The following is an 18,771-nucleotide window of genomic DNA, read 5'->3' on the forward strand; positions in this document are numbered from 1 at the left end:
CCCGCACAGGGGAGGGTGCGTCGGTCTCGACACGGGTCGGCTGCAGGACGGGCGGACCCGCCCGCTATCCGACCCGGGCGGGCATCACGTACAGCTCCGGGCGGCAGGCGCCGACGATGGCGACGGTCGCCGCGGTTCCTGGGGGAGAGGACACCGGCAGCAGGTGCAGCGCGGTCGGGGGAAACGGAGACTGAGGCCAGTCGACGAGTCGGCGGCGCGCCATCGTGGCGTTTGGCCCTGGGGCGGTGGCGGGCCCGTCGAGAGAGACGGTGAGGTCACGGGGGTCGACCCGGAGACCCACCCCGGCGACCTTGAGTATCGCCTCTTTCGTGGTCCACAGTGCGGCCACTGCTGCTTGGGCGACGTGCGGGGACAACGCGCTCAGGGCATCCGTTTCGGCTGGGGACAGCAGAACGTCGGTGATCGGTGCCCGGGCGAGGTCGGCGAGCGACTCGAGGTCGATGCCCACCGGGCCGGCGGCGGTGACCGCAAGGGCCAGCCGCCCGCCCGCCCGGGCCAGGCTCACCCAGGGCGCGACGGAGGTGGAGCCCGCGATGCTCACCCGCAATGGGCCGTGGTCGCCCGCGCCGCAGCGGGGGCATCGTTGGGTGAGGGTGACGGATGCGGCGTCCACGCCGGTCAACCGGGCCACCAGCTCGGCGAGGAGGGCATGGTCGCCGGCCTTGGTGTCCGCGCAGTCGCCCAGCGCCACGACCACGGTGTGCGGCAGATCGACCGCGGAGGGGCCGCCGCTCGGCCGGGCGTTGCCCGGCGGACCAGTCGACGGCAGGCCGTTGACGGGGGCGGGAGTATCGGGCACGCCCTCACCCTAACGCCGCCGGCCTTCGGCGGGGTCTGGCGCTGGCAAACCGCCTGCGTGGCCCTTGTTCGGGGGCCGTGCGGGTGCGAGAATCAACGGGACCAGCCCTTCTGGATGCACGTTGGCGTGCGAGGGCTGTCGAGGCTCCAGGCGCGGTGGGTGAGGATTCAGTGAAGCGGTTCGAAGGTCTGGCGAAGCCATCCACCCTCGCTGCCGGAGCGGTCTTCCTGATCGGCGGCATCCTCGACCAGGTCTTGCGCCTGACCGGGGATCCGGCCAGCGAGGTCGTGCTGAGCCCGCTCTACGCGGTGCGCTCCATCGCCCTGCTGGGCGGGGCGCTCCTCCTGATCCTGTCTTTGGTGTCGATCTACGAGCGCCACGCCAAACAGATCGGACCGTTCGGGTTCTCCGCGGCCATCGTGGCCGGCACCGGCACCATCCTGCTCAGCGGCCAATTCTGGGCCGAGTCCTTCCTCTATCCCACCCTGGGCCGCGTCGCCCCCGGACTGCTCGACGGCACAGATCGGGCCGGCTCCTACGCGTTCGGGTTGCTGCTGACCGCTGCGGTGTTCGGGGTCGGCTGGCTGCTGCTCGGCAGCGCGATCCTGCGCGCCCGGGTCTACCGGGTGCTTCCCGCCGTCGTGATCATGGCCGGCGGCGCCGTCTCGCTGCTCCCCGGCAACGCGCTGGGCCAGGCGGTGCTTGGCGCCGGCCTTGTGCTGCTCTCCTTCAGCCCCACCTATCGCAAGCACGAGGGCCCGCAGCGGCAAGCCAGCCCGGCGCGCTGACGCCCGGCTGTGCGGTGCGCCCCTCCGCTGGTGGCACACTTGTACGGCGAGTGAGGAGCAGCAGTGGCGCTGATTGATGACGCGATCTATGTGGATGGCCGTCGGGTGGCAACCCCGGAAACGTTGCAGGATGTGTTCGAGGTACTCAAAGAGAAGGACGGTTTTGCCTGGATCGGCCTGTACCGGCCGACCGACGACGAGGTGCGGTCGGTCGCGGACGAGTTCACGCTGCACCACCTCGCCATCGAGGACGCGCTCAAGGGCCATCAGCGAGCCAAGATCGAACGCTACTCCGACACCCTGTTCCTGGTGCTGCGTCCGGCCCGCTACATCGACGCAGAGGAGCGGGTGGAGTTCGGCGAGCTGCACGTCTTCGTCGGCCCCGACTTCGTCGTGACCATCCGGCACGCCGAATCGCCCGACCTCGCCTCGGTGCGGCAGCGACTGGAGAGCACGCCCAAGCTCCTCGCCTTCGGCCCGCAGGCGGTGCTGTACGCCATCCTCGACCAGGTGATCGACGAGTACGCGCCGGTCGTGGCCGGCCTCGAGAACGACATCGACGAAATTGAGGACCAGCTCTTCGACGGCGACCAGGCCGTCTCCCGGCGTATCTACGCCCTCTCCCGGGAGGTCATCGAGTTCCAGCGCGCCACTCAGCCGCTGATCGGCATGCTCGAGTCTCTCCAGGAGGGCTTCGAGAAGCACAATGTGGACGTGGAGCTGCATCGGCACCTGCGAGATGTGCTCGACCACACCATCCGGGTCGTCGAACGGGGGGATGCGTTCCGGCAGCTGTTGCAGAACGCGCTCACTGTGCACAGCACCCTCGTGGCCCAGCGACAGAACGACGAGACCCGCCGACTCTCCGAAACGGGTCTGGCGCAGAGCGAAGAGGTGAAGAAAATCTCCAGTTGGGCGGCGATCTTGTTCGCCCCCACACTGGTCGGCACCATCTACGGCATGAATTTCACCCACATGCCCGAGCTAAAATGGCAGTTCGGCTATCCGTTCGCGATCACCTTGATGGTCGCCATGGGGTTCGGGCTCTACGCCGTCTTCAAGCGCAAAGACTGGCTCTAGACACCCGATTGTGGTCAAACACCCCCAGAATCCTGCGAATGCGGCAAATAAGCGGGTGGCCTAACCAAGATCGGACCGGCGGAGAAATAGGGTGTGGGTGTGTGGCGCCTCGATAGAAAACCAGAAGATGACGATTTCACATCGGATTACCCCGATGTGTCCTCGCCCGGCTCGCGTCAAGCGACCTCCCCGGACTCGGTGAGCCTGGGGGACCCGTCGCTGGTCGCCGGGAACATCGCCGAACCGACCTGGCAACGCTGGCGGGACGAACTCGCCCTGGTCGGCGGGCACTCTCCACTGCTGCACTTCGGTGACAGCCCCCGCTCCCGCATCGAACTGTCCGCCACCCACCCGGGCGGACTGCCGCAATTCATCACGGGCAAGACCACCTTGCTGTCCAACCTGATCCGCGACGAGCTGGCGCTGCGCAACGCCCGCCTGGCCGCCAACGAGATCACCCAGAAGGGCATCGAACTGCGCTCCATGCGCGGTATCGAGTCGGTGCACCTGGCCATCGGACTGGCCCAGTGGCGACACGGCGACGTGGAGTTCACCGCGCCGGTGCTGCTGCGCCCCCTCGCCATCCGCCGCTACGGCCGCGACTTCGAACTCAAGCTCAAGGGCCAGCCGTTCCTCAACCCCGAACTGGCCAGGGCCCTGCACGATCAGTTCCAGATCACCCTCGACGCCGACGCGTTCGTGGCGCTGGCCGTGACCAACGGCGCGTTCAAGCCGCAACCCGTGATCGACCGGCTGCGCGGCCTCACTTCGCACCTGCCCTGGTTCAACGTGGTGCCCCGCCTGGTGGCGTCCTCCTTCGCCGACGTCGGCCGCGCCATGGCCGTCGACGCGCACAAGCTCACGCATCCGGTGCTCGACGCCGTCGCCGGCAATCCCACTGCCCGCCGCGCCATCGAAATGGCGTACAACCCGGTGCTGCCGATCGGCCAGGACGTGCGCCCGCCCGGTACCGACACGTTGCTGCTGGATGCCGACGCCGAGCAGGAGAACGTCGTTGCGCAGATCAGCGCCGGCAACTCCCTCGTCGTGAAGACCCTGCCCGGCACCGGCGGCACCCAGACCATCGTGAACGCCATCGGCTCGCTCGTCGCGCAGCACAAGCGCGTGCTCGTGGTCAGCGCCCGGCGCTCCAGCCTCGACGGCATCGCGCACCGCCTCGTGCAGGTGGGCCTGCCCGGTGTTGCCGTGACGCCGCGTACGCTCCGCCGCGACCTGATCCAGTCGATCACCCGCAACGAGAAGGCCGCCCAGCCGCGCGTCGGCGACGTCGACGACGCGCTGGTGCGCCTGCGCAAGGTGCTGCTCGACTACCGCTCCGCCCTCACCCGCAAGGACGGCGCCCTCGGCGTCTCGGTGCTCGACGCGCTCGGCGAGCTCGCCCGGCTCGCCCAGTTGCCCGCGCCGCCGTCGACGACTGCCCGGCTCGACCGGGTGGCCCTCGAGCGCCTCGCCCACGACCGGTCCAGTGCCGCCGCGATCCTGATCAAGGCGGCCGTCCTCGGCCAGTTCCGCTACGGCCCGGGCGACTCACCCTGGTACGGCGCCTCCTTCTCCTCCACGGCGGATGCCGGTGCCTCGCACGAGCTCGCCAAGCGGCTCAGCAACACCGACGTGCCCCGGCTGCTCGAGCGCGCCGGCCACCTGGTCGGCCAGACCCGACTGCGCCCGTTCGAAACGGTGCACGAGTTGGGCATCTACCTGCGCCTTCTCCTGGATATCCGCGAAACCCTGGACAAGTTCCAGCCCGCTGTATTCGACCGGTCGCTGACCGAACTCATCGCCGCCACCTCGGCCCGCCGCGACTCGCCGGAGATGACCTCGAGCAACCGTCGCCGGCTGCGCAAACTCGCCGACGAGTACCTGCGGCCCGGCGTGCACGTGAGTGACATGAACGAGAGCCTGCGCCGCATCCAGCAGCAGCGCACCCTCTGGCAGCGCTACGCCGCCGCGGGCGTCACACCCGAGGTTCCCGTGGGCATCAACGATGTGCACGTGGCCTTCCAACGGGTCTCCGAAGACCTCGGCAAGCTCGATGTGCCGCTCGGCAACGCCGGGACTCCGCGCCAGTTGGTCTCCCGTCCGGTGAAGGAGCTGCTGCGCACACTCGTGGGCCTCGCCGCCGAGAGCGAGGTGCTCGCGAACCTGCACGAGCGCACCGCCCTGCTCGCCACCCTGCGCGAGCACAACCTCGACCCGCTGATGACCGACCTGTCCCAGCGGCACGTGTCGGAGCAGAACGTGGCCGCCGAGCTCGAACTCGCCTGGTGGCAGTCGGTGCTCGAGGTCATGCTCAGCGGCGACAGGGCCCTGCTCAACGCCAATACCCAGGTGCTCGACCGGCTCGAGGCCGACTTCAAGCTCGTCGACGAGGCGCATGCCTCCACGACCGGGCAGATCCTGGCCTGGCTGCTCGCCGAGACGTGGAAGATCGGCGTGGTGGACTGGCCAGAGGAGGCCGACCAGCTGCGCCGCCTGCTGCGCGCCGACCGTGCCACCCCTGCCCGCATCAACGAGGCCGCCCCGCACCTGGGTCGCGTGCTCGCGCCGGTCTGGCTCGCCTCGCCGTACGAGGTCGCCGGACTCGACGACACGATGACGTTCGACGCCGTGCTGCTCGTCGACGCCGGCGCTACCACCCTGGCCGAGAACGTCGGCGCGATCCGCCGCGCCAAGCAGGTCGTGGCCTTCGGCGACCCGGTCACCCAGACGCCGTCCGGCTTCGAGACCGGCATCGTGGAACCGGCCGACGTTCCCCGCCCGCAGGAGACCAACGTCGACGCCCTGCACGCCGACTCTGCGCTGGCCCGGCTGGGCGAACTGCTGCCCACCCTCACCCTCACCCGCAGCTACCGGGCCGGCGGCGAGGACCTCGCCGAGCTGGTCAACCACCGGTTCTACGGCGGCCGGATCGACTCGCTGCCCTGGGCGGGCAGCTTCCTCGGCCACGGCAGCCTCACCCTGAATTACGTCAAGGGCGGCCACGGCATGCCCGACGTCGACAGCGGCGCCGTCGAGAGCGTCGATGCCGAGGTCGCGAAGGTTGTCGACCTGGTCATGGACCATGCCGTCAAGCGCCCCCGCGAGTCCCTCATGGTGATCACCGCCAGCGCCCGGCACGCAGTGCGGGTGCACCAGGCCGTGCTCGCCGCGTTCGCCAAGCGCACCGACCTGAGCGACTTCATCCTCAAGGACCGCGCCGAACCGTTCACGGTGCTCACCCTCGAGCAGGCCGTGGCGCAGAGCCGCGATCGGGTGATCTTCTCCATCGGCTACGGCCGCACCCCGCACGGCCGGCTGCTGAGCAATTTCGGTTCGCTCGGCGAACCCGGCGGCGAACGCCTGCTCGCGATCGGCATGACGCGTGCCCGCCGCGCCATGGACATCGTCTCGTGCTTCCGCCCCATCGACATCGACGCCGACCGCCAGCGGCACGGCATCCTGGCCCTGTCGCAGGTGCTCACCGAGACCGAGGCGCGCCGCAACGAGGTCGCGGTGCCGGATGCCCGCGAGGCCATGCTCGTCGACCTCGCCCGCCGCCTGGAACGTAAGGGCCTCACCGTCTCGCTCGGGCACCGTGGCAAGCTCGCGCTGGCCGCCTCGCACGCCGGCCGCGCCGTCGTGGTGGAGACCGACGCCGTGGTCAACAGGGCCAGCCTGCGCGAATCGCTGCGCCTCCGCCCCGAGGTGCTGCGCCGGCTGGGCTGGCACTACCTGCGTGTGCACAGCTTCGAACTCTTCAGCAACCCGGATGCCGTCGCCGCCCGCGTCGCCGCCCTCGCGGGCGTCGTGCCGGCCGAAGGGTCTGGCGGTCCGGCGCACCGTGCCTGACCGGGCGGGCGCGCCTGAGGGTGCTGCGGTGCCCGAGGAGGCCGCTGGGTTCGAGGGCGACGCTGCGTCTCAGGGAGATGCTGGGTCTGAGCGTGCCGTGGACCTCGAGGATCGCCCCGATCCCGAGAAGAGGCCTGTCCACGAGAGCGACACGGTACCCGCGGCATCCGTCGGCGAACCCGGATCGGTGGAGCCGCGCCAGTCGGTGATCCGGTCGGCCGGTGCTCGCCGCGCCCGCCTGACGCCCGCGCCGAACACCGACACCCGCCCGGAGCCGCCCTCCCGCGAAGAAGGCGGCCAGACCTCCGGCGATGGTTCGTCGACGAGCGCAAACGACGCCCGGCTGCGCCAGGACAAACCCCCGCACTGGTAGGGCCGCCCCGCGCCCGACTGGCGCATCCGCGATTCTGAGTTGCCACTTCAGGCCCTCTGGGACGCGCCCAACGGGCACGAACTGGCAAGTCAGCTCGTGTGAGTGTTGCACGTGGACGCGAAGGCCCCAGCCGGCCACCGATGGCGCCAAGGTGCCTCATCCAGGGGATCCACCCGGTCCCGAGATGCAGCAAAGCTCCCTCTCCGCTGCCGTGAGGGGGCTCTATGCCGCAAGTCGGCCCTATGCAACTCGGCGAGATGCAGCAAAGTGCCCCCTCCGGCGCCGTGAAAGGTGCTCTTGCGGCAAGTCGGCGACGTGAAAGTCTTTGCGTCTTTGCGTCTTTGCGTCTTTGCGTCTTTGCGTCTTTGCGTCTACGCAGCGGATGCAGCGGATGCAGCGAGGAGTGCGGGGTGACGCTCCTGCGGGTGCATCGGGGGAGAGGTGGGACGGCTAGAGGGTGTGCTTGGCGCCGTCGGGCCCACTGGGAGAGGTGCCTGCGGTGTACGGAGCGGGGGCATCCGTGGCGGCGGAGGGCGTGACGGCGGCGTTCTGCGCAGCGAGCAGGTCGCGGATCTCGGTGAGCAGGTCGAGGTCGGTGACGGGGTTCTTCTTGGGGTCCAGCGGCACGCCGGCCTGACGGCGACGGGCCTGGTGCTCTTTGAGTGTGTTGAGCGGCATCACGAAGGCGAAGTACACGACCGCGGCCACGAGCAGGAATTGGATCAGGGCGGCCAGGACGACTCCGAACGAAATGACGCTGGCGCCCAGCGGCACGTTCAGGGAACCGTTGAGGGACTCCGCGTTGAAGAGCGCGCCGATCAGAGGGTTGAAAACGCCCTCGACGATAGCCGTGACCACCTTCGTGAACGCGGCCCCGATGACAACGGCGACAGCGAGCTCGATGACATTGCCGCGCATGATGAATTCTTTGAAACCGTTGATCATGCCCATTCGATTACTCCTTGTTGTGCTGCAGTGCGCGTGCGTGGTCGTGCAGGTGCGTTGGTGTCTGACGGATCAGGTCGACTTCGGCGCCGGAGTCGGCGATGAACTCGAGGAGGAGGAGGAGGAGGAAGACGACGACGACCCGCCTGACGACGACCCGCTCGACGAGGTAGATGCGGCGGCGCCGGACTTCTCGGCCGGCTTCGCGGCCGGGGACGAGTCGGACTTGCTGTCCGACTTGGTCGCGCTCTTCTCTGCGGACAGCGATGACTTGCCGCTGGACTCAGCGCGCGAATCGTTGCGGTAGAAGCCCGAGCCGGTGAAGCTCACCCCGATCGACGAGTAGACCTTGCGCAGCTTGCCGCCGCAGGTGGGGCACTCGGTGAGGGTGTTGTCGGTGAACGCCTGCTGGATATCGAAGGCGGTGTCACACTCGGTGCAACGGTAGGAATAGGTAGGCACTGCGTCTTTTCGGTTCGTGAACACGGGTGGTTCGTGGATCAGGCCGGCAGGTGCCGGTCGGCAAAGTCTAGAAGACGACGATGCGAGTGGGCGTGACGAGACCGTTCACCGGCTGGTCGTGCACCTCGCGTGGAACCTCGTCCACATACTCATTGTCGTAGACGACGGCGTACACCGGCGGGCATTTCTCCATCGAGCCGAGGGTCTTGTCGAAATAACCGCGCCCCCAGCCCATCCGCAGGCCGGTGTGGTCGATGGCCGCGGCCGGAACGATGATCAGGTCGACGTCGTTGATGGCGATGGGTCCCAGCAGTTCGCCCTGGGGCTCCGGGGCACCGGAGATACCCTGCACCTCGGTCTCCTCCTCGCCGACGGTCCAGTCGAGCAGGCCGTCGTCGCGCGACACCGGGAACAGCACCCGGATGCCGCGGGCCTCGGCCCAATTCACGAACGGGCGGGTATTGGGCTCGGTGGGGCTGGAGAGGTAGCAGGAAATCGACCGGGCGGACAGGTCGAGCACGATGCTCTGCAGGTTTTCGGTGAACCCGGCGGTGGCCGCGTCGCGTTCAGCCGCCGTCATGGTGTGCCGGCGCTCCCGCAGCTCTGCGCGGAGCGCCCGCTTTCGGTGCTCGATGTCAGAATCCATACAAGTCATCCTAGGTGCGTAAGCCTTTCAGCTTGCCGCTAACCTAATGCCATGGTTACTCACATTACGAAGGCTGTTATCCCCGCTGCCGGTATGGGAACCCGGTTTCTGCCGGCGACCAAGGCCATGCCCAAAGAGATGTTGCCGGTGGTGGACAAGCCCGCCATCCAGTACGTCGTCGAAGAGGCCGTCGCCGCCGGACTCACCGACGTGCTCATGATCACGGGCCGCAACAAGAACGCACTGGAGAACCATTTCGACCGGGTCACCGAGCTCGAGGCGGTGCTCATCCAGAAGGGTGACCGCGACCGTCTCGCCAAGGTGAACGAGTCGACCGACCTCGCCGACATGCACTACGTGCGTCAGGGTGACCCGCTGGGCCTGGGGCACGCCGTGCTCCGCGCCAAGATGCACGTGGGCAACGAGCCCTTCGCCGTGCTCCTCGGCGACGACATCATCGACGCCCGCGACCCGCTGCTCGACAAGATGCTCGCCGAGCAGATCGGCCGCAACACCAGCGTCGTCGCGCTCCTCGAGGTCGACCCGTCGCAGATCCACCTCTACGGTGCCGCTGCGATCGAGAAGACCGACGACCCGGACGTGGTGCGCATCACCGGCCTGGTCGAGAAGCCGTCGGCAGCGGATGCGCCGTCGAACCTGGCCATCATCGGCCGTTATGTGCTGCGCCCCGAGGTGTTCGAGGTACTCGAGCACACCGCGCCGGGCAAGGGCAACGAGATCCAGCTCACCGACGCCCTGCAGGAGATGGCGGTCAACCCGGAGACCACAGGCGGCGTGTACGGCGTCATCTTCCGCGGTCGTCGCTACGACACCGGTGACCGGCTGGACTACATCAAGGCCATCATCCAGCTCGCCGTGGACCGGGACGACCTCGGCACCGAGCTGCGCCCGTGGCTGAAGGAGTTCACCGCCACTCTCGAGTAGGTCGGGCGCGGGCTAAGCTGCGAGACATCATCGGGCCTCGGCCCCCAAGTAGACGGGCTCATCGTGCCGACCGCGATACCTACGCTCCGCGAGGGTGCAGTGACCCTGCGCCCGATCCGCCTGCGGGATGCCCGCGCCCTGGAGCGCGAGCTGATGGCGAACCGGTCCTGGCTGCGCACCTGGGAGGCGACCAGCCCGTACGCACCCATGTCGTTCGACACCCGGGCGAGCATCCGCAGCCTGCTCGCCCACTCGCGCACCGGCAGCGGGCTGCCGTTCCTGATCGAGTACAACGGGGAACTCGCCGGTCAGCTGAACGTCTCGTCGATCACCTGGGGATCGCTCTCGAGCGCGTCGATCGGTTACTGGGTGGGCGAGGAGTTCGCCGGCCGGTCGATCACCCCCACGGCGGTGGCGCTGGCCACCGACTACTGCTTCGCCCAGCTGGGCCTGCACCGGATGGAGATCTGCATCCGCCCCGAGAACGGGCCGTCGCTGCGGGTCGTGGAGAAACTGGGTTTCCGCTACGAGGGCCTCCGCCGCCGGTTCATCCACATCAACGGTGCCTGGCGCGACCACTTCGCCTTCGGCCTGGTGGCCGAGGAAGTGCGCAATGGTGTGCTGCGCCGCTGGCAGGACGGCCTCGTACCGCCCGGAAACGCCACCGTGAACGAGTACGACCGGGCCGCCGCGCAGCATCCGTTGCAGGTGGCCGACAAGTGACACACCCCTCGGTAATCAGGCACGGAGGGGCGCGGGACTCATACCGTAGGGAGCATGAGTAGCGAAGTCCTGGGTGGGGGAGTGATGGTGGCCGTGGCCGCCGCGCTCTGGGTGACGTATCTCATGCCGACATGGGCGAGACGACGGCAGTATCTCGCCACCGAACGCAACGCCGTGCGACTGCAGCAGACCCTGCGCATTCTCGCCGAGACGTCGGAAATTCCCCAGGAGGTTCGCGTGGAGACCAACGCGCGCGGTGTGTCCGCCCAACGCAAGCTGCTGGCCCAGGCCGAAGAAGACGCCCGGATCGCCTCCAAGGCCGCCGGTGACGCCGCCACGGCCGCCCGTCGTGCCGCAGTGCTGCGCGCCGCCGCCGCGCGGCCCAAGGCGCTCACCCCGGCCGGCAAGGCCCGCCGCCTGCGCGCCATGCGGGCCCTCTCGACACTGCTGCTGCTCATCGGCCTGGTCAGCGCCGTCGCCGGGCTCACCCTGCTCTCCGCGGGCCTGTGGACCCTTCTGGTCGGGGGCCTCGTCGCCGCCGGCACCGCCCTCGCCGCGCTCGGCCGACTGGCCAGCGTGAGCCGGTCCGCCCGCGCCCCGCGTCGGGCGACGGATGCGGTGACCACCGAGACCCGCCGCGTTCCCGCGGGCACCCGCGGCCAGCGTTTCGAACCCGTGCACTTCGAGGAGGCGCCCGTGGCAGCGCCGACCCCGTGGACCCCGCAGCCGCTGCCCAAGCCCCTGCACCTCTCGCCCGGCTCGATCGCCCAGGCGGCCATGGCGTCGGTGGATGCCGCAGCCCAGCTGCGCCAGGCGGCCGCAGAGGCCGAGCTGCAGCGCCGGGCGCAGGCCCTCGCCGACGCGATCGCGCCATCTGAGGTCACCCCGATCACCCGCCCGGTGGCCGCGCGCGCCGCCGCGGCCAAAGCGTCGCCGCAGGCCGCGCCGAGCCGGTTCGCGAAGATGGGCATCGTCGGCGAGACCGAGCCGGGCATGACCGACCTGGACGACGTGCTGCGCCGCCGTCGGGCCGTCGGCTGAGGCCCGGCCCGGTTCGAAGCGGTAGCGCTCGCGTGATATTGTAAATACGCAGTCTGGGGCTATGGCGCAGTTGGTAGCGCGTCTCGTTCGCAATGAGAAGGTCAGGAGTTCGAATCTCCTTAGCTCCACCACTGAAGAAGAAGGACCGCAGCCCCCGGGTTGCGGTCCTTCGTCGTTTCCCGGGTATTCCTGGCCCGTGCTGCGCATATCTCCTGCAATTCAACGCCGGGCGAGCAGCGGATGCCGAAATCACGCGGGTGAACACGGCTTCCCCGGAATTCTGCAGGAGTCATGCTCCCCGCCGGGGCGGGGTGGCCGGGCGGGCGGGGCGGAGGCGTTGGTTAGGATTGGGGTCACTGCCGGGGCCGGGCAGGCCGGGGAGCCTCGCGGTTCCACTGTTCGAGACACGCGGAGACGATCATGACAGCGCACCAGGACCAGCCGGTGACGGCGCCACCCGCAGAGGTCGTCGAGGGTGTCTTCGCTCTGGCGAGGGAGGGCCGCACCGGCCCGCTCGGCGAGATGCTCGACGCCGGGGTGTCGTTGGACCTGGTCAACGGTCGCGGCGACAGTCTGCTGATCGTGGCCGCGTACGCGCAACACCGGGACACCGTGCTGGAGCTCCTCCGGCGCGGCGCCGACACCGCCGTGGTCAACGAAATGGGCCAGACCGCTCTCGCCTGCGCCGTGTTCCGGGGCAACGAGGCGATTCTCCTCGACCTGCTCGCGGCCGGCGCCGACCCCGACCTGGGTAGCCACACCGGCATCCAGATCGCCGACCAGTTCGCCCTGCCGCGGATGCGAGAGGTCATCGAGGCCCACACCGGCGCCTGAGGGACCCTCCGCGCACCCATTTGCGGACATCCCGCCTTCCCCGACGAAACGAAGCCCGGAAGTCCGCAACTCATTTCGCGCACCCGGGCGCCGATGTCGCCGGTCGAGGTTACCGTGGTGGCACCTCGACTTCGAGGTGCAGCAGCGACGGGCAGATGCGGATGGACCAGGACTCGGGCACGGCGGGCATCGCCGTGCGGTTCCGCTGCGGGCACGGGGCGGATGCCGCCGAGGCGCGCATCACCCTGCAGCGGGCCTGCCCTCTGTGCATGCTGCTCGGCGAGACCAAGCGCAGCCGCGAGGAGCTGCTGCGCCGCGCGGCACCGGCCGGCCGGGCGGCCTTGGCCCGGGAGACCCGCATCGGCGCGACTTACCAGTGGATTTGCACGCGCGGGCATTCCCGGTACGAGGCCACCGTGCGAGAAACCCTCACCGGTCCCGGCTGCCCGAAATGCCAGCGGAACGCGGCTGCGCCCGCGGCCCGGCACGAGGGCGGGGTGCCGTTCATGAAGCCCGGGCTGAAGACCCGTACCTCGCAGGCGGAACAGAAGCTGCGAATGCTGCTGGGCGAGCGCATCCGGCTGCCGCACCGGGTGAACGCCATCCGGATCAACCGGAGCTTCTACGGCAAGCCCGAGGCATGGCCCGACATCATCATCCCGGGGCTGTTGGTGGCGATCGAATACGACTCGCCGGGGCGGGAGCGCACCGCGCACCGAGGCCTCAAAGAGGCTTCCGACCGCGAGAAGGACGCGGCTCTCGCCGAGGTGGGCTGGGCGGTGATCCGGGTGCGCGCCGACGGGCTGGAACCGCTCGGACCGTACAGCATCGCCTGCGCCGGGGTCACCGCCGCGGTGGTGGACGAGGTGCTGCGCACGCTCGTGCTGATTCGCGGGGAGGAGGCCGTGGCCGCCCTTATGCGAACAGATCCGAGTGGCTAGAGTGGGCCGGGTAAGGGGCTCACGGTCGAGCAGAGGAGTCGAGCAGTTCGTCGAGCAGGGGGACGGCACGTGGGCACACTCTCGCCAACCGAAGGAGCCTGGTCGTGCTGCACACCGATATACCCACCCGAGACGACGTCGACACCCTGGCCGCGGTGCGGCAACATCCCTGCGTCTCGGTCTACCTCAGCACGACCCCGCTGCCGCAGGATTCGGACAAGGCCCGGGTGGAGCTGAAGAACTGCCTGGCGGAGGCGGTGCAGCAGCTGCGCGACGCGAACACCGACAAGGGCGTCATCGAGGCGGTGCAGGAGATCCTCGGGGACCTCGTTGAAGACTCCGACTTCTGGCGCTCCCTGTCGTACAGCCTGGCCATTTTCGCCACGCCCGACAGCGTGCGTACGTTCCGGCTGCCCAACCGGCTCAGCGGCGCCCTGGAGGTCTCCGACCGGTTCTACCTCAAGCCCCTCTTGCGCGCGGTCACGTTCCCGCAGGCGGCATTCGTGCTCGCACTCGCGCAGAACTCCGTGCGGTTGCTTGAAATCAGCGCAGAGGGTCCCGTTTACGCGGTGCCCGTACCCGGCCTCCCCAGCGACGTGGCCAGTTCGGTAGGGCTGCCGTCGATCAGCGGCCGCAGCCAGGACGGCCACAGCATGAACGGGCGAATCCAGGGCAGCGAGGGCCAGAAGGTGCGGATGCGCCAATACGCGCGGGCCATCGACCGGGCGCTCCGCCCGGTGCTCAGCGGCCTCGACCTGCCATTGGTGCTCGCCGCCGCCGAACCCCTTGCGGGCATCTACAGGTCGGTGAACAGCTACCCCAACCTCACCGAGGGCATCATCGCCGGCAACCCGGAGGAGACCCCGGATGAGGAGCTCGGCCGGGCGGCGCGGGGGATCCTCGACCAGCTCTACGCGGCCGAACTCGACGCCCTCAAGGACCGGATGGCCAGCCGGGCCGCGCACGGTCGCGCCGTCACCGACCTGAGCGACGTGGCCAGGGCGGCCACCTACGGCGCCGTCGAGACCCTCTTCGTGGACATCGACCGGAGCGTGCCCGGAGTGGTCGACGAGCAGACGGGGGCGATCACCCTGAGCGACACCGAAGACGCCGTGACGTACGGCGTGGTCGACGAGATCCTGCGCCGGGCGCTCTTGTCGGGTGCCGAGATCTTCGCGGTGCGGGCCGATGACATACCGGGCGGCGGGGCGGTGGCGGCCGGGGTGCGGTTCGTGGTCTGAGTCACCGCGCCGGCCGGCGTCGGGTTGCTATCGAGCGGGGCCGGGGCGGCGGGGGCGAGAAAAACCGGTGCCGCCCGTGGACGGGCGACACCGGTGAGTCTGGCGGGTCGGGCGAGTTCGCCCGGCCGGAAGTGGTCAGCGCTTGCGAGCCTTCTCGGTCTCAGCGGACTTGGCCTGCTTGTCGGCGCGCTTTTCCTTGAGCGACTTGCCGGCGACCTTCTTGGTCGCATCCTTCTTGGGTGATTTGTCAGCCATGTGTACTCCTTCGGACCTGGCCGTGCGGCCAGATGCTTTGACCCTACGCGGGTTCGCCGCAAAGATCATCTCGACGCGGCGGGCCAGCTCAAGCGGGGGCCCGCGCGGCTGCCGGAGCGGCATCCAGAGGTGCGCTGCCGGTGCCCTGTGCCTTTTGATCGTGTCGACGTAGGCTGTCTGCGATGAGACGCCTCGTCAGTGGGACGGGAAGGCGCAGGAGGCCGGGAGATCATGAGCTCACAGGGAACATACAAGGCAGTGCTGTTCGGTCCGAACGTGATCGGGTCCGGCACGGAGGTGGAACTGCACTACGCCAACGGCGGGTACCAGGACGTGGTGGTGCTCGAAGCCGTCGAGGACGGCCAGAAGATCACCCGCACCTACAAGAAGGGCCGGGAAACCGAAGAGCCCATCCCGTACCGTTTCGTCGACGAAGACGTCAGCGACGAGACCGCCGAGGGCGAAGTCCCCAACTAGCTGTACTGAGCCGACAGGTTGGTGACAGTCGGGGTTGAAAAAAAGGAGAACCTCCGGTTCTAGTGGAGATGTCTAAGTCGCCACGAACACGGAGGTTCTCATGCCCCACGCTAATACCCGTTTGACCCTTCACGGTAGGGCATTGCTGATCGAACGAGTCATCAGCGACAACGCCTTCGCCTACCGAAAATCAACAAAGTTCAAAGAAGCCGTCGCCAGGATCGGTGCCGAGCAACGCTTCATCAAAGCGCACTGCCCGTGGACCAACGGCAAGGTTGAACGGCTCAACCGCACCCTCGCCACCGAGTGGGCATACAAGCGCAAGTACACCAGCAACCAACACCGCGCTGACGCTCTTGCACCCTGGCTGCAGTTCTATAACACTGAACGCATCCACACCGGCATCGGAGCAACACCCATCAGCCGAGTGTCACCAACGTGATGGCTCAGTACAACTAGCCGGCCGGCATCCGAGCGGCACGAGCGTCGTACGAAAGCGCGGATGCGTGCCCGTGCGACGCTCTCGTGCGCCCGGGCCGGGTCAGATGCGGGTGCCTGGGCCGGGGTTGCGGCCCAGCCGCACGGGCAGGGCCATGAGCGGACCGACGAAGCGGCGCTGCAGGCGCCGGCCCGGACCCCAGACGTACTGCACGATCAGTTGCGCCAGGATGGCGCTGGCCGCCAGCGCCACGGCGATCGCACCGGCGGTGAGCAGGTTGAGCAGCCCGTTGATGTCGCCGTCGGACATCTGCAGCAGCCCGCGGAACAGCGCGAGGCCCGGCACCAGCGGAACCAGGGCGCAGACGATGATCACCAGCGGCGGGGTGCGCACGATGCGCGCGCCGACCGCCGCGAGGAGGCCCGCCCCCATGGCTGCCGCGCCTGAGGACCAGACCAGCCCGAACCCGGAGCTGGTGGCGCCGAGGTAGATGGCCTCGGCCACCGCGCCGAGCAGGGACACCACCCAGATCGCCCGCCAGGGCACCTGGGTGGCCAGGCCGAAGCCGACCACGATCACCACGGCGGCGACGAGCTGGATGGCGAGGTTGCCCAGCGTGGGGGAGACATCGGCGTTGATGCGCAGGTCGAGACCGAACCGGGCCAGCACCAACGAGGACCCGGCGACCCCGGCGACCAGCCCGCCGGTGATCAATAGCGCCTCGATCAAGCGCGCGGTTCCGGTGAGATAGAACCCGGAAAGGGTGTCGTGCACCGCACCGAAGGTGGTGACCCCGGCCAGGAGCATGATGATCGTGGCGACGACGACGAGCGACGGAGTCGCAGTGGGGTCGACCAGGGGTACGAACGCGGCGAAAATCGGCCCGATGGCCCCGCCGACGACGGTCTGGTAGAACAACGGCACCCGCCGGTTGTCCAGTGCGGTGGTGAGCAGGTCGATCACGAACGCGGCCACGAAGGCGGCCAGGATCACGATCGGGCCACCGCCGATCAGTGCGGCGGCGCCGGCGCCGACCAGGCTCCAGCCGAAGCGCCGGTAGAGCAGCGGCACCTGCGGCTTCGAGCTCACGATGGTGGCCAGGCGCTTGCGGGCCTCCGCGACGTCCGTGGGCTCTTCGATGAGATCGGCGATGAGCTCGGAGGTGGCGGTGAGCTTGGCGTAGTTGAGGGTGCGGTACTTCACGTCACGGCTGCGGGAGATGGCCTCGTGCGTGGACTGGTCCTCATGGGTGAGGGTGATGATGGTGTGCGTGATGTTGGCGTCGGTGCCGCGCAGCCCGTAGGCGCGGGTGAGTGCGTGCATGGCCGCTGTGGCGTCCTCGGCGCCGGCGCCCGACGCGAAGATCACCTCCGCCAGCCGCATGGTGAGGTCGAGCACCGAGCGGGTGTACGCGGCGATGTCGATCACCGGAACGGCGATCGTGGACGTGCTCGGGGCATCCTCGTAGGCTCGCACGGCGGCGATGCCCGTGGCGTCGGCACGCAGGATCGGGATGCTCGTGGTGACCGGGCGCGGGGTGGTGGGGTGCGGCGCCCGGTAGGGGGTGCGGGCGACGTTCACCGGTTCGGTGGGTGTGGGGCTCACCGTGGGGGCGGTCACGGTCGGGCTGGTCTGGGGCACTGCAGTCAACGGGACAACTTCAACACTTCGGGGATCGGGGATGCGGGTGGGAATGGGGCGGGTGCGCTCACTCATCGAGGGGACCGAGCCAGGCGGCGGCCACGGTGGCGTGGGCTGAGTCGGCGTTGGACGGGTGGAACAGCCCGGCCAACACATCGCGATAGAGCCGGCCGAGCTCGTCGCCGGTGAAATAGCTGGCCCCGCCGTTCACGCGCACCATGAGGTCGACCACCTCTTTGGCGCTCTCCACCGCCCGGTGTTTCAGGCCGGACAGCCGGGCGAACCAGAACGGGCCGTGGTCGACGAGGGCGTCCACATCGCGGGCCAGGGTCTCGATCTGTGGGTACAGGGCATCCAGCAGCATCGCCGCCTGCGCGATGCGGCGGCGGATGTCGGGATCCTGGCTGAGCGCCCGACCGTCGTTCTTGGCCGAGCGGCGTCGCTTCGCCGCCAGGACGCCCAGCTCGAGCGCCCGTTGCGCCAGGCCCGTGTACACGGAGGCGAGCAGGATCTCGAAGGTGGCGAAGATGCCGAAGATCAGCGGGTCGGCCACCGGACCGGGCGGGAGTTTCCGCACCACGCGGTGGGCGGGCGCGTACACGGCGTCGAGCCGGGTGGTCTGGCTCTGGCTGCCGCGCATGCCCAGGGTGTCCCAGTCGTCGGACCGGGTGATGCCCGCCTCGGCGCGGTCGAGGAACGCCCAGACGATCAGGGGCCGGTCGGGGTCGCTGGCGTCCAGGCCCATGGTGCCCAGGCTGGTCCAGACCGGGGAGAGCGAGGTGAAGACCTTGGTGCCGGTGAACCTGTAGCCGCCGTCGGGCTGGGGCGCGGCCTCCGTGCCCGACCCGAACAACACCAGGTCGTTGCCGGGTTCGCTCACCCCGAAACCGAAGATCGCTCCGGCGGCGGCTTCGGTGAGGACGAAGTTCAGGGTGGTGTCCCCCCGGTCATGCATGGCCTTGGCGACGCCGGTCCAGACCAGGTGCATGTTGACGGCGAGTGCCGTGGCCGGGGCGTGCGCGGCGAGCCGGGCCTGCTCGGCGGCCAGCTGCGGCAGGGTGAGGCCGAGCCCGCCGAACCGGGTGGGCACCAGGGCGCGGAGGTAGCCGGCCTCGGCGAGTTCGGCGACGTCGTCGAACGGGAAGGAGTTGGCGGCGTCGTGGGCCGCGGCGCGCGAGCGGATGCGGGCCAGGAGTGCGTCGTCGAGCAGCGCCGGTGGGGCGGCGGCGGAGGATGCAGCGGGACGGGAAGACTCGGTCACACCTCCAAGC

At 69.2% G+C, this 18,771-nt stretch carries 17 protein-coding genes, 1 tRNA gene and 1 pseudogene; 13 read left to right on the forward strand and 6 right to left on the reverse strand.

All coding sequences use genetic code 11. The features are described from left to right. Positions 1-64: 64 nt before the first annotated feature. Positions 65-820, reverse strand: coding sequence for a 4'-phosphopantetheinyl transferase family protein (locus DOE79_RS17080; RefSeq protein ID WP_120339517.1), 756 nt, complete (start codon positions 818-820; stop codon positions 65-67). 170 nt (positions 821-990) lie between these two features. Here DOE79_RS17080 and DOE79_RS17085 point away from each other — a divergent pair, with 170 nt between their 5' ends. From DOE79_RS17085 to DOE79_RS17100, 4 genes are all read left to right on the forward strand, one after another. After that, entirely contained in the window at positions 991-1,608 is a 618-nt protein-coding gene (locus DOE79_RS17085; protein ID WP_120339518.1) for a hypothetical protein, read from the forward strand. A 63-nt stretch (positions 1,609-1,671) separates the two neighbouring features. Continuing rightward, complete coding sequence (corA, locus tag DOE79_RS17090; protein ID WP_120339519.1) at positions 1,672-2,688, forward strand: magnesium/cobalt transporter CorA; 1,017 nt, start codon at positions 1,672-1,674, stop codon at positions 2,686-2,688. A gap of 156 nt (positions 2,689-2,844) precedes the next feature. Continuing rightward, positions 2,845-6,537, forward strand: coding sequence for an AAA family ATPase (locus DOE79_RS17095; RefSeq protein ID WP_245976989.1), 3,693 nt, complete (start codon positions 2,845-2,847; stop codon positions 6,535-6,537). A gap of 97 nt (positions 6,538-6,634) precedes the next feature. Further along, a complete protein-coding gene (locus DOE79_RS17100; RefSeq protein ID WP_245976990.1) occupies positions 6,635-6,910 on the forward strand; it encodes a hypothetical protein in 276 nt (91 codons plus the stop codon). Between the two features lie 450 nt (positions 6,911-7,360). Here DOE79_RS17100 and mscL read toward each other — a convergent pair whose 3' ends face one another. The 3 genes from mscL to DOE79_RS17115 form a co-directional block, all read right to left on the reverse strand. Continuing rightward, positions 7,361-7,861, reverse strand: a complete 501-nt coding sequence (gene mscL / locus DOE79_RS17105) for a large conductance mechanosensitive channel protein MscL (protein WP_245976991.1) — start codon at positions 7,859-7,861, stop codon at positions 7,361-7,363. Between the two features lie 66 nt (positions 7,862-7,927). Next, positions 7,928-8,317 carry an FmdB family zinc ribbon protein gene (locus DOE79_RS17110; RefSeq protein ID WP_120340403.1) on the reverse strand — a complete coding sequence of 130 codons (390 nt, stop codon included), beginning with the start codon at positions 8,315-8,317 and terminating at the stop codon, positions 7,928-7,930. 67 nt (positions 8,318-8,384) lie between these two features. Next, on the reverse strand, positions 8,385-8,963 hold the full coding sequence (locus DOE79_RS17115; RefSeq protein ID WP_120339520.1) for a 5-formyltetrahydrofolate cyclo-ligase: 579 nt from the start codon (positions 8,961-8,963) through the stop codon (positions 8,385-8,387). 51 nt (positions 8,964-9,014) lie between these two features. Here DOE79_RS17115 and galU point away from each other — a divergent pair, with 51 nt between their 5' ends. From galU to DOE79_RS17160, 9 genes and pseudogenes are all read left to right on the forward strand, one after another. Next, positions 9,015-9,908, forward strand: a complete 894-nt coding sequence (galU, locus tag DOE79_RS17120; RefSeq protein WP_120339521.1) for a UTP--glucose-1-phosphate uridylyltransferase GalU — start codon at positions 9,015-9,017, stop codon at positions 9,906-9,908. Positions 9,909-10,007: 99 nt separating this feature from the next. Continuing rightward, entirely contained in the window at positions 10,008-10,631 is a 624-nt protein-coding gene (locus tag DOE79_RS17125) for a GNAT family N-acetyltransferase (RefSeq protein ID WP_425455657.1), read from the forward strand. Positions 10,632-10,685: 54 nt separating this feature from the next. Beyond that, positions 10,686-11,672, forward strand: coding sequence for a hypothetical protein (locus DOE79_RS17130; protein WP_120339523.1), 987 nt, complete (start codon positions 10,686-10,688; stop codon positions 11,670-11,672). Positions 11,673-11,727: 55 nt separating this feature from the next. Then, positions 11,728-11,803 (forward strand) — tRNA-Ala (locus DOE79_RS17135). Positions 11,804-12,092: 289 nt separating this feature from the next. Further along, on the forward strand, positions 12,093-12,506 hold the full coding sequence (locus DOE79_RS17140) for an ankyrin repeat domain-containing protein (RefSeq protein WP_120339524.1): 414 nt from the start codon (positions 12,093-12,095) through the stop codon (positions 12,504-12,506). A 161-nt stretch (positions 12,507-12,667) separates the two neighbouring features. Next, a complete protein-coding gene (locus DOE79_RS17145; RefSeq protein WP_120339525.1) occupies positions 12,668-13,447 on the forward strand; it encodes a hypothetical protein in 780 nt (259 codons plus the stop codon). 104 nt (positions 13,448-13,551) lie between these two features. Continuing rightward, positions 13,552-14,688 carry a baeRF11 domain-containing protein gene (locus DOE79_RS17150; protein ID WP_120339526.1) on the forward strand — a complete coding sequence of 379 codons (1,137 nt, stop codon included), beginning with the start codon at positions 13,552-13,554 and terminating at the stop codon, positions 14,686-14,688. Between the two features lie 486 nt (positions 14,689-15,174). Then, positions 15,175-15,420 carry a hypothetical protein gene (locus DOE79_RS17155; protein ID WP_120339527.1) on the forward strand — a complete coding sequence of 82 codons (246 nt, stop codon included), beginning with the start codon at positions 15,175-15,177 and terminating at the stop codon, positions 15,418-15,420. Positions 15,421-15,568: 148 nt separating this feature from the next. After that, positions 15,569-15,862: pseudogene (locus tag DOE79_RS17160) on the forward strand (integrase core domain-containing protein); the annotation flags it as partial. A 99-nt stretch (positions 15,863-15,961) separates the two neighbouring features. Here DOE79_RS17160 and DOE79_RS17165 read toward each other — a convergent pair. Both DOE79_RS17165 and DOE79_RS17170 read right to left on the reverse strand, forming a co-directional pair. Then, positions 15,962-17,500, reverse strand: a complete 1,539-nt coding sequence (locus DOE79_RS17165; RefSeq protein ID WP_245977340.1) for a threonine/serine exporter family protein — start codon at positions 17,498-17,500, stop codon at positions 15,962-15,964. Positions 17,501-17,567: 67 nt separating this feature from the next. Then, a complete protein-coding gene (locus tag DOE79_RS17170; protein WP_120339530.1) occupies positions 17,568-18,761 on the reverse strand; it encodes an acyl-CoA dehydrogenase family protein in 1,194 nt (397 codons plus the stop codon). Positions 18,762-18,771: the final 10 nt, after the last annotated feature.

The sequence above is a fragment of the Cryobacterium soli genome, assembly GCF_003611035.1.
Classification (GTDB): Bacteria; Actinomycetota; Actinomycetes; order Actinomycetales; family Microbacteriaceae; genus Cryobacterium; species Cryobacterium soli.

Coding starts and splice junctions, on each gene's coding strand:
- DOE79_RS17130 (WP_120339523.1), top strand. CDS start 10,686: ATGAGTAGCGAAGTCCTGGGTGGGGGAGTGATGGTGGCCGTGGCCGCC.
- galU (WP_120339521.1), top strand. CDS start 9,015: ATGGTTACTCACATTACGAAGGCTGTTATCCCCGCTGCCGGTATGGGA.
- mscL (WP_245976991.1), bottom strand. CDS start 7,861: ATGGGCATGATCAACGGTTTCAAAGAATTCATCATGCGCGGCAATGTC.
- DOE79_RS17115 (WP_120339520.1), bottom strand. CDS start 8,963: ATGGATTCTGACATCGAGCACCGAAAGCGGGCGCTCCGCGCAGAGCTG.
- DOE79_RS17145 (WP_120339525.1), top strand. CDS start 12,668: ATGGACCAGGACTCGGGCACGGCGGGCATCGCCGTGCGGTTCCGCTGC.
- DOE79_RS17155 (WP_120339527.1), top strand. CDS start 15,175: ATGAGCTCACAGGGAACATACAAGGCAGTGCTGTTCGGTCCGAACGTG.
- DOE79_RS17140 (WP_120339524.1), top strand. CDS start 12,093: ATGACAGCGCACCAGGACCAGCCGGTGACGGCGCCACCCGCAGAGGTC.